This window comes from Dokdonella sp., from assembly GCF_035511235.1.
In the GTDB taxonomy this organism is placed as follows: domain Bacteria; phylum Pseudomonadota; class Gammaproteobacteria; order Xanthomonadales; family Rhodanobacteraceae; genus Dokdonella.
Map to the genome: position 1 here is coordinate 18,461 of NZ_DATKFQ010000018.1, position 11,638 is coordinate 30,098.

Here is an 11,638-nt window from a genome sequence, read left to right on the forward strand (position 1 = left end):
CTCGGCATGCGTCCGGCCGCGGCGCGCACAGGGCTGCGCCTGTGGCGGGACGACGGTCTCGTCAGCCTGCCGGGCAGGGCGCGCCGGCGTCGATCCAGGCCTCGACCGCGGCGGCGGTCTGCGCCTGCGTCAGCGGCGGCGTGCTGCGCCCGCCGCCGGGCTGCCAGCCCCAGGCGACCAGCTTGTCCTCGGCGAAGTGGTGCAGCAGCTGCGCGAAATCCTTGCCGCCGTTGCTGCCGGGATCGCGCAGGCGCAGACAGGCGTCGCGCGCGCTGACGTCGACCCAGACCATCTCCTTGGGCGCCAGATGCCAGTTCGGCGCGCCCGGCGGCGCGTTCGGGCCCGCCGTTGCCGGCGCATTCGCGCTCTGGTGGCAGGTCGAGCACGGCAGGCCCGGCATGCCGCGGCCATCCGGCCCGCCCTGGACGTTCTGGCTGTGCACGCGGCTGTCGTCGTACTGCCGCGGCCGCCCGTCGGCGACGTGGCAGTTGAGGCAGCGCGGATGCTGGATCACGCTGCGGATCGGCTCGAACAGGCCGCGCGTGTCGGGCGGCGCCTGCGCGGCGGGCGCATCGGCTACTGCCGCGTTGCCGCAGAACAGGGCGAGGACGAGCAGGGCGGCGGGCAGGCGCGCCGACATCAGGTGCACGGCGTTCATGCGCGCAGCTCCCGCGGATCGATCGGCAGACGCCGCACGCGGCGCCCGGTCGCGGCGAACAGCGCATTGACGAGCGCCGGTGCGGCGACCGCGGTGCCCGGTTCGCCGACGCCGGTCGGCTTCTCGGTCGAGGCGACGATATGGACCTCGACCGCCGGCATGTCCTGCATGCGCAGGGGACGGTAGTCGTGGAAGTTGGACTGTTCGACGATGCCGTCCTTGAGCGTGATCGCCCCGTACAGCGCAGCCGACAGGCCGTAGCCGATGCCGCCTTCCATCTGCGCACGGATCACGTCGGGGTTGATCGCCACGCCGCAGTCCACCGCGCAGACGATGCGGTCGATCCGGAAGCTGCCGTCGGGCCGTACCGTGACCTCGGCGACCTGGGCCACGTAGGTGTCGAACGACTTGTGCACGGCGATGCCGCGGCCGCGACGCAGGCCGTCGGCGGCGGGCGGCAGCGGGTCGGACCAGCCCGATTCGCGCGCGACCCGGTCCAGCACGCCGAGCTCGCGCGGATGCGCGCCGAGCAGACCGCGCCTGAACCGGTACGGATCGGCGCCCGCGGCACTCGCCAGCTCGTCGACGAAGGCCTCGGTCGCGAAGCCCGAATGCGTGTGGCCGACCGAGCGCCACCACTGCACCGGCACGCCCGGATCGGGCGAGTGCAGATCCAGGTGCAGGTTCTCGACCGCATATGGCAGGTCGTCGACGCCCTCGACGGTGGTCGCGTCGATGCCGTCCTTGACCATCATCGCCTCGAACGGCGAGCCCTTGAGGATCGACTGGCCGACGATGCGATGGCGCCAGCCGGCGATCGCGCCGTTCGCGTCGAGCGCCGCGGCGACCGCATGCACGGTCAACGGCCGGTAGTAGCCGCCGCGCGTATCGTCCTCGCGCGTCCAGACCAGCTTGATCGGCACCTGCCGGCCGCGTTCGCGCGCTGCCATCGCCAGTGCGACGGTCTCGAGAATGTAGTCGGATTTCGGATTGGCGCGGCGGCCGAAACTGCCGCCGGCATAGAGCTGGTTGATCGTGACGCGGTCGGGCGCGATGCCGAGCTTCTTGGCGACCGCGCCCTGGTCGGCCGTGTGGAACTGCTCGCCGTTCCAGATCTCGCAGGTGCCCTCGCCGAGCGCGACCACGCAGTTGAGCGGCTCCATCGAGGCGTGTGCCAGGAACGGCACCTCGTAGGTGGCCTCGATCAGGCGCTTGCCGGCGAACGCGCGCTCGACGTCGCCGTGTGCGACGACGGTCTTGCCGGGCTTGGCGGCTAGCGCGCGGTACTGCGCGGAGAGTTCGTCGGAACTGGCCCGCAGCGCGTCGGCGTCGTTCCATTCGACCGTCAGCGCCTCGCGTGCGCGCAGCGCGGTCCAGGTATCGCGCGCCAGCACCGCGCCGCCGCCGGCGTACACGCCGGGCTCGCCGGGCACCACGAAGACATCGACCACGCCGGCGATCGCCTTGGCCTTGGCGCCGTCGAAGCGCGTGACGCGCGCGCCGAAGCGCGGCGGATGCGCGATGACCGCCACCAGCATGTCCGGCAGCTGCACGTCCTGCGTGAACATCGCGCTGCCGTCGGTCTTGGCGCGGCTGTCGGTACGCGGCAGCTTGAGCTTGCCGATCAGCGTGTACTGATCCGGCGTCTTGAGCTTGGGCGGCTCGGCCGGCACCGGCTGCTGCGCGGCGCGAGCGGCGAGCTCGCCGAAGCCGGCGCGGCGTCCGCTGCCGGCGTGGCTGAGTACGCCGCGGCTGACGACGATCTGTCCGGCCGGCACGTCCCAGGTTTCGGCGGCCGCGGCGACCAGCATCGCCCGCGCGGTGGCGCCGGCCTGGCGCATCTGATCCCAGGCGCCCGGCATCGCGCTGCTGCCGCCGGTGCCCTGGACCGCGCCGCCCCAGGCGGCATTGCCGTAGCGCTTGGCGTCGGCCGGCGCGCCGACGACGCGGACCTGCGACCAGTCCGCGTCGAGTTCCTCGGCGATCAGCGTCGCGATGCCGGTGAACGTGCCCTGGCCCATTTCCAGATGCTTGGAGATCACCGTGACGACGCCGTCGGCGTCGATGCGGACGAACGCGTTCGGCGCGAACGGCGCGGCCGGCGAACCGGGCGTCGCCGCTGCGGCTGCGGCGGCCAGCGTCGGCGTCGCGTAAACCGCCAGCGCCAGCCCGGCACCGGCCTTCAGGAATTCGCGGCGGCTCTCGTTGACGATGCGTGTGTTCATCGCGCGCTCCTCAGGCCAGTGCCGCGGCGGCTTCGTGGATCGCCGCGCGGATCCGCACATAGGTCGCGCAGCGGCAGACGTTGCCGCTCATCGCCGCGTCGATGTCCGCATCGGTCGGTACCGGCTTGGCCTTCAGCAGCGCCGCCGCCGACATGATCTGGCCGGACTGGCAGTAGCCGCACTGGACCACGTCGAGCTTGCGCCAGGCCTCCTGCACGGCCTGTCCGACGCGGTCGCTGCCGACCGCCTCGATCGTCGTGATCGACTTGCCCTGCGCGGCCGCGACCGGCAGCACGCAGGACCGTACCGGCTGGCCGTCGACGTGGACCGTGCAGGCGCCGCACTGCGCGATGCCGCAGCCGAACTTGGTGCCGGTCAGCCGCGCCGCGTCGCGCAGCGCCCAGAGCAGCGGGGTGTCGTCGGGTACGTCCAGCGAGAGGGACTTGCCGTTGACGTTCAATGCGATCATGGCGCCACTCCTGTTGCCGTCGGGTACAGGGCGGGCGGGAATGCCCGCTGGGCGCAGCATGCACACCGGGGCGCTTCGGCGCCAGCGCGGCGCCGGAGGTTCGGCGGATCGGGCAAGAACGATGCCGGCGGCGACAAGCCGGCGCCCGCGTTCAGCGGTCGACGAAGGCGCGCTCGATCACGTAGTCGCCGGGCGTGCCGATCCGCGGCGAGACCGCGAAGCCGGCGCCGTCGAGCCACTGCGACAGCGAGGCCAGCATCGCCGGGCTGCCGCAGATCATCGCGCGGTCGCGGGCCGGATCGAGCGGCGGCAGGCCCACGTCCCGGGCCAGCTTGCCGCTTTCGAGCAGCTGGTCCAGCCGGCCCTGGTGGCGGAACGCCTCGCGCGAGACGGTGGGGTAGTAGATCAGCTTGTCGCGGACCAGCTCGCCCAGATACGGGTGGTTCGCCAGCTCGTGTTCGAACAGCTCGCGATAGGCCAGATCGCCGACCTGGCGTACGCCGTGGGTGACGACGACCTTGTCGAATCGCTCCCAGGTCTCCGGGTCGCGTGCGATCGACAGGAACGGCGCCAGGCCGGTGCCGGTGGACAGCAGATACAGATGCGGCGCCGGCTTCAGATCGTGCAGCAGCAGGGTGCCGGTCGGCTTGCTGCCGATCAGGACCTCGTCGCCGGTCTGCAGATGCTGCAGCCGCGAGGTCAGCGGGCCGTCGGGCACCTTGATGCTGAAGAACTCCAGGTGTTCCTCGTAGTTGGCGCTGGCGATGCTGTAGGCGCGCAGCAGCGGCCGGCCGTCGACCATCAGGCCGATCATGATGAACTGCCCGTTCTCGAAGCGCAGGCCGGCATCGCGCGTGGTCGTGAAGCTGAAGAGGAAATCGTTCCAGTGCCGGACACTGAGCACGCGTTCGGTGTTGAAAGCTGCCACGGGATTACCTGTCGTGAGAACGGGAGCCGCCGGTCTGCGGCGCCGCCAGGATCGGCGGTCCACGATCGGGGCGACTTGGCCCCGATCAAAGGATCGGTCGATCGACGCGAACCGCCCCGCGGCGCTTTGCCGCGGGCACGCGGCTGCCGTCAGCGCAGGGCTGCGGCGGCGTCGGCGACGTGATCGGCGGTGATGCCGAAGTGACGGTACAGCGCATCGGCCGGCGCCGAGGCGCCGAAGCGGTCCAGGCCGACCACGGCGCCGTCCAGACCCACGTACTTGCGCCAGAAATCGGTCACGCCGGCCTCGACCGCGACGCGCTTGCGGCACCACGAGGGCAGCACGCCTTCGCGGTACTCGACCGGCTGCGCGTCGAACACGCTCGTCGACGGCATCGACACGACGCGTGCGGCGATGCCGCGGTCGGCGAGGATCCGCATCGCCTGCATCGCGACTTCGACCTCCGATCCGGTGGCGATCAGGATCAGGTCGAACCTCGCCTCCGACGGATCGGACAGCACGTAGCCGCCGCGCGCGATGTCGGCGACCTGATCGGCCGTGCGCGCCTGATGGGCGAGATTCTGACGCGAAAACACCAGGCAGCTTGGCCCGTCGCGGCGCTCGATCGCGGCCTTCCAGGCGACCGCGGATTCGACCGCGTCGCACGGACGCCACAGCGGATTGTTCGGGATGTAGCGCAGGCTGGCCAGATGCTCGACCGGCTGGTGGGTCGGACCGTCCTCGCCGAGGCCGATCGAATCGTGCGTATAGACGTGGATCGCGCGCGTCGGGATCAGCGCGCTCATGCGCACCGCGTTGCGCGCATAGTCGGAGAACACCAGGAACGTCGCATCGTACGGGATGAAGCCGCCGTGCAGCGCCAGGCCGTTGGCGATCGCGCTCATGCCGAACTCGCGTACGCCGTAGTGCACGTAGTTGGCACTGGCGTCGTCGCTGTTGACGTCCTTGGAGCCCTTCCAGATCGTCAGGTTGGAACCGGCCAGATCGGCCGATCCGCCGATCAGCTCCGGCAGCAGCGGACCGAACGCGTCCAGCGCCATCTGCGAGGCCTTGCGCGAGGCGACGACCGGTCCTTCGGCCTGCAGCTTCGCGATCCACGCGTCGGCGGCCGCGGCGAAGCCCTCGGGCAGGTCGCCGGCGAGGCGGCGCTCGAACTCGGCGGCAAGGTCCGGATGTGCGGCGCGATAGCGCGCGAACACGGCGTTCCAGGCCTGTTCCAGATCGGCGCCGCGCGGCTTGGCGTCCCAGCCCGCGTAGATCTCCGGCGGCACGACGAAGGGCGCATGCGGCCAGCCGATCCGGTCGCGCGTGATCGCGATCTCGTCCTTGCCGAGCGGGGCGCCGTGGCAGGCCTCCTTGCCCTGCTTGTTCGGCGCGCCATAGCCGATGATCGTGCGCGCGCAGATCAGCGTCGGCCGGTCCGAGCCGCGCGATCCGGCCAGCGCGGCCGCGATCGCCGCCGGGTCATGGCCGTCGACGCCGCGGACCACGTTCCATCCGTAGGCTTCGAAGCGCGCCGGCGTGTCGTCGGTGAACCAGCCGTGGACCTCGCCGTCGATCGAGATGCCGTTGTCGTCCCAGATCGCGGTCAGCTTGCCGAGCTTGAGCGTGCCGGCCAGCGAGGCCGCCTCGTGCGAGATGCCTTCCATCAGGCAGCCGTCGCCGAGGAAGACGTAGGTGGCGTGATCGACGATCGGGAAGCCGTCGCGGTTGAAGCGTGCCGCCAGCACCTTCTCGGCCAGCGCCATGCCGACCGCGTTGGCCAGACCCTGGCCGAGCGGACCGGTCGTGGTCTCCACGCCGGGCGTCTCGCCGGCTTCGGGATGGCCGGCGGTCTTCGAATGCAGCTGGCGGAAGCGCTTGAGCTCGTCGATCGGCAGGTCGTAGCCGGTCAGGTGCAACAGGGCATAGATCAGCATCGAGCCGTGGCCGTTCGACAGTACGAAGCGGTCGCGGTTGGCCCATTTCGGGTTGGCCGGGTTGTGACGCAGGAAGTCGTTCCAGAGCACTTCGGCGATGTCGGCCATGCCCATCGGCATGCCCGGGTGACCGGATTTGGCGGTTTCGACGGCATCCATCGCCAGCGCGCGGATCGCGTTGGCCAGTTCGGTACGGCTCGGCATTGATCGGACTCGACAGGCAGCGGGGCGACCGGGCGGCGGCAGGTCGCAAGGGGCGCGCATTGTCGCCGATCGGGCCGGGCTTGTCCCCCTCGTCGAGGGCATCGCGACGCGATCGGCGCGCGGCGCGCCGCGTTCCGGTGGCCGCTAACCCGCGGCTGAATATTTAGTAAACCGGCAGGTGTTGAAATGCGCGGGGTGAACCCCAGCTTAGGGCGCACGGAGCAGCGAGGAACGCCACGGCAACGGGTCGGTCGAAGCTCTCCGATCGCATACGCCACCCCGACGTATGTCGCTCATCCTCTCGAAAGTTGGAGCAGAAAATGAAAACCTCGATTCTTGCCATCGCCCTGACCGCTGCCGGCCTCGTCGCGATTCCGGCCGTCGGCCACGCTCAGGACAAGGGCGGATTCTTCATCAACGGCCAGGTCGGCCAGGCCACGCTCGACAAGGGCGTCTACGACGACGACGACACCGCCTACGGCGTCAACCTCGGCTATCGCTGGGCGCTGAACCCGGCCGTCGCGCTCGGCGTCGAGGGCGGCTACACCGACCTCGGCACGTTCGATCCGAAGTCCTCGTCGCGCGCGGTCGGCCGTGCCGACCTGAAGGGCTGGACGCTCGGCGTCAACGGCCACTTCAACATCAACGACAACTGGTATCTCAGCGGCCGCGGCGGCCTGTTCCGCGCCGACATGAAGGGCGGCTACCCCGGTGTCGAAGCGCCGGTCTACGTCGACGACACGTCCAACGGCTGGTACACCGGCGTCGGCTTCGGCTACGACTTCAGCAACAAGGCCAGCGTCGGCCTCAACTACGACTACTACAAGGTCGACGAGAAGGGTCTCAAGCTCGATCCGGGCGTGATCTCGGTCGGTGCCGAAGTCCGCTTCTGACGCAACAGCTCTCCAACGGAGCCACAGGGCAAGGACGCCTTTTCCGCCAGCCGGCCCGAGCATCGGGCCGGCTGTTCTTTTTTCCGGCTCGCGTCGAACCGATAATGCAGCGGCGCGCCTTCGCGCCGACTCGAGCTGGAACCCGACGATGAACGACACCGCTGCGCCCGGCGCGGACAGCCACGCACTGATCGGCAAGGGGCGCGACTATCTGGTGCCGGTCTACCGGCAGCGCGAGCTGATCCTCGATCGCGGCCTAGGTTCGCGGCTCTGGGATCTGGACGGGCGCGAGTATGTCGACTTCGCGGCCGGCATCGCAGTCAGCGCGCTCGGTCACGGTGATGCCGACATCCTCGCCGCGCTGCACGAGCAGGCGGCCAAGCTCTGGCACACCAGCAACGTGTTCTACAGCGAACCGCCGCTGCGGCTCGCCGAGGAGCTGGTCGCCGCCAGCGGCTTCGCCGAGCGCGTGTTCTTCTGCAATTCCGGCGCCGAAGCCAACGAGGCGGCGATCAAGCTTGCGCGGCGCCATGCCGCCGCCAGCGGGCGCCCGCCGGAGCGGCGCGTGATCCTGAGCTTCGAAGGCTCGTTCCACGGCCGCACGCTCGCCGCGGTCACCGCGACCGCGCAACCGAAGTACCAGCAAGGCTACGAGCCGCTGCCGGGCGGTTTCCGCTATGGCGTGTTCAACGACGTCGACGCACTGGCATCGACGCTGCGCGAAGACGTCGCGGCGGTGATCGTCGAGCCGATCCAGGGCGAAGGCGGCGTCGTGCCCGCGACGACCGAGTTTCTGCAGGCGCTGCGCGCGCGCTGCGACGAGATCGGCGCGCTGCTGATCTTCGACGAGATTCAGTCCGGCATGGGCCGGACCGGCCGGCTCTGGGCCCATCAGTGGCACGAGGTGGCGCCGGACGTGATGACGCTGGCCAAGGCGCTCGGCGCGGGCTTTCCGATCGGCGCGATGCTGGTCAATGCGCGGACCGCGCAGACGCTGCAGTTCGGATCGCACGGCACGACGTTCGGCGGCAACCCGCTGGCGGCCGCCGTCGCGCGCGTCGCCTTGCGCAAGCTGTCTTCGCCCGACCTGCTCGCCGACGTCGAGCGGCGCTCGATCACGTTGCAGATCGGTCTGCAGCGCATCGGCAACGAACGGGGCATCTTCACCGAGGTGCGCGGCCGCGGTCTGATGCTGGGCGCGGTGCTGGCGCCGGCATACGCGGGACGCGCCGGGGACATCCTCGATCGCGCCGCGCAGGCCGGTCTGCTGCTGCTGCAGGCCGGACCGGACGTGCTGCGCTTCGTGCCGGCGCTGACGATCGGAGAGGACGATCTGCTCGAGGGACTGGCACGTCTCGATACCGCGATCGGTCGGCTGGATTGAACCGGCCGCGCCGTGTCCGGCCGACGCGGCGTGCCGACGTCGGAGCGCGGCGAAGCGCCTGCGCGACCGGATCCGCGCCTTAGCGCGGATCCGGTCGCGGCCGCTAACCGCTCAGTGCTGCTTGACGGCCTTGAACGCCGCACGCGCCGCTTCGAGCGTATCGGCGATGACCTGTTCGCCGTGGCTGCTCGAGACGAAACCGGCCTCGTAGGCCGAAGGCGCCAGATAGACCCCATGTTTCAGCATCGCCTGGAAGAACCGGTTGAAGGCCTGGATGTCGGCGGCGGTGGCCTGTGCGTAGGTCTCGACCCGTTCGGCGTTGAAGAACAGGCCGAACATCGCGCCGACGCGCTGCGTGCTGAAGGCGATGCCTTCGCCGTCCGCGATCGCCTGCAGGCCGTCGGTCAGCAGCCGCGTGCGGCGCGCGAGTTCGTCGTGGAAGCCCGGCGCCTGGATCAGCTCGAGCATCGCCAGGCCGGCAGCCATCGCGACCGGATTGCCGCTCAGCGTGCCGGCCTGGTAGATCGGCCCTGCCGGTGCGATCTGCTGCATGATCTCGCGCCGTCCGCCGTAGGCGCCGACCGGCATGCCGCCACCGATGATCTTGCCGAGCGTCGTCAGGTCCGGCGTGACGCCGTAATGCGCCTGAGCGCCGCCGAGCGCGACGCGAAAGCCGGTCATGACCTCGTCGAAGATCAGCAGGGCGCCGTGGCGCGTGCACAGGTCGCGCAGGTGCTGCAGATAGCCGTCGCGGGGCAGAATGCAGTTCATGTTGCCGGGAACCGGCTCGACGATCAGGCCGGCGACCTCGCTGCCGATGGCCTCGAACAGCGCCGTGGCGGCCTCGAAGTCGTTGAACGGCAGCGTCGAGGTCAGATCGGCGAGGGCGGTCGGTACGCCCGGCGAGGTCGGTGCGCCGAACGTCAAGGCGCCGGAGCCGGCCTTGACCAGGAACGCATCGCCGTGCCCGTGGTAGCAGCCTTCGAACTTCACGATGCGGGCCCGCCCGGTGACACCTCGCGCCAGCCGGATCGCCGACATCGTCGCCTCGGTACCCGAGTTGACCATGCGCACCATCTCGATCGACGGAATCAGCCGCGTGATCGTCTCAGCCATCGTGACCTCGGCCGCGCACGGCGTGCCGAACGACAGCCCGTCCTCCGCCGCGCGCTGTACGGCGGTCCGTACGGCGGGATGGTTGTGGCCGACGATCATCGGCCCCCATGATCCGACGTAGTCGATGTAGCGTTTGCCCTCCACGTCCCACAGATAGGCGCCATCGGCGCGTGCGGTGAAGAAAGGCTGGCCGCCGACCGACTTGAATGCGCGCACCGGCGAGTTGACGCCGCCCGGCATCAGCGTCAGCGCGCGTTCGAACAAGGTCTGGTTGGAACTCATCGGATATCCGTTGCGTCGTTGAAGAGGGAGGCATAGCGCGCGGCCGCCGATTGCACGTCGCCGCTGCCGAACACGCCGCTGATCGCGGCGACGAAATCGGCGCCGGCATCGATCAGGCCGGGCGCATTGTCCGGCGTGATGCCGCCGATCGCCACCAGCGGACGGCCGAGGCTGCGCGCGGCACGCAGCAGCCCCGTGGATGCGTGCCTCGCTCCGGGTTTGGTCGGCGACGCAAAGAATGCGCCGAACGCGAGATAGCTCGCACCCTGCCGTGCCAGATTGGCGGCGCGATCGAGCGAGTCGTAGCAGGAGACGCCGATGATTGCGTGCGCCCCCAGGCGCTCGCGTGCTTCGGCGAGATCGGCATCGTCCTCGCCGAGATGGACGCCGTCGGCTCCGATCGCCTGCGCGAGCAGGACGTCGTCGTTGACGATCAGCGGTACGCCGTGCGTGCGACACAGGCCGAGCAGGGCGCTCGCTTCCGCGAGCCGCCGCGAAGAGTCCCCGGTCTTGTCGCGGTACTGCAGCAGGCGCGCGCCGCCGGCCAGGGCGCACGCGCAGACGTCGATCAGATCGTCGCGCGGCCCGTCGGTGATTGCGTACAGGCCTCGCCGTCGTTCGAGATGAGTGGACATGCAGGCAAGTGTAGCGGCCGCGACCGGATCGTCGGCGCGGCTTGGATCGATTCGACCGCGCTGCGACAATGCGCGCCGTTCACGCCGCATCGCAGAGCTGCCGTCATGTCCCTCGATTCCACCGTCCGCGCCGACGAGCCGCCGTACCGCACGTTCATGTGCGTCGTGTGCGGGTTCCTCTATCACGAAGCGGAGGGCTGGCCGGACGACGGCATCGAACCCGGCACGCGTTGGGAGGACGTGCCCGACACCTGGACCTGTCCGGACTGCGGCGTCACCAAGTCGGACTTCGAGATGGTCCAGATCGGCTGACGGGGGCGATCGCCCGCATTCGGCCTCTTGTCGTCAGCGCGGCGGCATCGGCCGGTCATGGCCGAGGTTCAGGTCGGGAATGGAATACATGGCGCTCCGTTCGATTCTCGACCCAGCCAGCGAGGTGCCGTCATGCAGGTGTTCGTCCCACTCGAGGAGATCCCGGAGGGGCTGATGTTTCCGGGCGCGCTGGTGCCGTATCAGGTCGGGATGCGCGTGGCGGGGCGTGCAGCGAGATCCGCCGAGATGCGGGTGCAGGCGCCACCGGTCGACTGTCCGCGCGCGGAATGCGCCGAGGCGCGCCGGGAACTCGCCTGTTGCGAAGACTGAAGGGCGCCGGCGCGCGCCGGCGGAAAAAAATTTTCGATCGCCCTCTTCCGGAAACGGAGGGATGTGGTTAGGATGCGCGCCCCTTGCAGGGAAGGCCGGAAGGCCGAAGCGGGGCGGCGCGGGAAGGGCCGGCGGGCGCGGGCGGAGCGGTTGAAGTCGAGGCGCACGCAGGTGTTGACGGACGCGAAAATGGTTGTATGATGCGCGGCTCCCTCGGACGAAATGTCGTGAGGGGCGGGACGAAGAAAGTCTCGCAAGCGAT

Annotated in this window: 11 protein-coding genes; 4 read left to right on the forward strand and 7 right to left on the reverse strand. The window is 70.0% G+C overall.

Going from position 1 to position 11,638, the window contains the following annotated elements; genetic code table 11:
* Window positions 1-61: 61 nt before the first annotated feature.
* The 5 genes from VMR06_RS09170 to tkt form a co-directional block, all read right to left on the reverse strand.
* Window positions 62-658, reverse strand: a complete 597-nt coding sequence (locus tag VMR06_RS09170) for a hypothetical protein (protein WP_325375431.1) — start codon at window positions 656-658, stop codon at window positions 62-64.
* Window positions 655-2,883, reverse strand: a complete 2,229-nt coding sequence (locus VMR06_RS09175) for a xanthine dehydrogenase family protein molybdopterin-binding subunit (protein ID WP_325375433.1) — start codon at window positions 2,881-2,883, stop codon at window positions 655-657. Before VMR06_RS09175 ends, VMR06_RS09170 begins: the two co-directional genes overlap by 4 nt.
* Before the next feature lie 10 nt (window positions 2,884-2,893).
* Entirely contained in the window at window positions 2,894-3,352 is a 459-nt protein-coding gene (locus VMR06_RS09180; protein ID WP_325375435.1) for a (2Fe-2S)-binding protein, read from the reverse strand.
* Window positions 3,353-3,503: 151 nt separating this feature from the next.
* Window positions 3,504-4,280: a ferredoxin--NADP reductase gene (locus VMR06_RS09185; RefSeq protein WP_325375437.1), complete on the reverse strand. Its 777-nt coding sequence runs from the start codon at window positions 4,278-4,280 to the stop codon at window positions 3,504-3,506.
* A 149-nt stretch (window positions 4,281-4,429) separates the two neighbouring features.
* Complete coding sequence (gene tkt / locus VMR06_RS09190) at window positions 4,430-6,424, reverse strand: transketolase (RefSeq protein ID WP_325375439.1); 1,995 nt, start codon at window positions 6,422-6,424, stop codon at window positions 4,430-4,432.
* Between the two features lie 320 nt (window positions 6,425-6,744).
* Between tkt and VMR06_RS09195 the strand changes: the two genes are divergently transcribed.
* Complete coding sequence (locus tag VMR06_RS09195) at window positions 6,745-7,317, forward strand: porin family protein (protein WP_325375440.1); 573 nt, start codon at window positions 6,745-6,747, stop codon at window positions 7,315-7,317.
* Window positions 7,318-7,465: 148 nt separating this feature from the next.
* Complete coding sequence (locus VMR06_RS09200; protein WP_325375442.1) at window positions 7,466-8,701, forward strand: aspartate aminotransferase family protein; 1,236 nt, start codon at window positions 7,466-7,468, stop codon at window positions 8,699-8,701.
* 111 nt (window positions 8,702-8,812) lie between these two features.
* Here the strand turns inward: VMR06_RS09200 and hemL are convergent, their stop codons facing one another.
* Window positions 8,813-10,099, reverse strand: coding sequence for a glutamate-1-semialdehyde 2,1-aminomutase (hemL, locus tag VMR06_RS09205; protein WP_325375444.1), 1,287 nt, complete (start codon window positions 10,097-10,099; stop codon window positions 8,813-8,815).
* Window positions 10,096-10,734 (reverse strand): thiamine phosphate synthase, encoded by a 639-nt coding sequence (thiE, locus tag VMR06_RS09210; RefSeq protein ID WP_414648094.1) that lies wholly within the window; start codon window positions 10,732-10,734, stop codon window positions 10,096-10,098. The genes hemL and thiE overlap by 4 nt, the downstream gene beginning before the upstream one ends.
* 105 nt (window positions 10,735-10,839) lie before the next feature.
* On the opposite strand from thiE, the gene VMR06_RS09215 reads away from it, so the two are divergent.
* Both VMR06_RS09215 and VMR06_RS09220 read left to right on the forward strand, forming a co-directional pair.
* On the forward strand, window positions 10,840-11,046 hold the full coding sequence (locus tag VMR06_RS09215) for a rubredoxin (RefSeq protein ID WP_325375448.1): 207 nt from the start codon (window positions 10,840-10,842) through the stop codon (window positions 11,044-11,046).
* A 132-nt stretch (window positions 11,047-11,178) separates the two neighbouring features.
* Window positions 11,179-11,376, forward strand: a complete 198-nt coding sequence (locus VMR06_RS09220) for a hypothetical protein (RefSeq protein ID WP_325375449.1) — start codon at window positions 11,179-11,181, stop codon at window positions 11,374-11,376.
* Window positions 11,377-11,638: the final 262 nt, after the last annotated feature.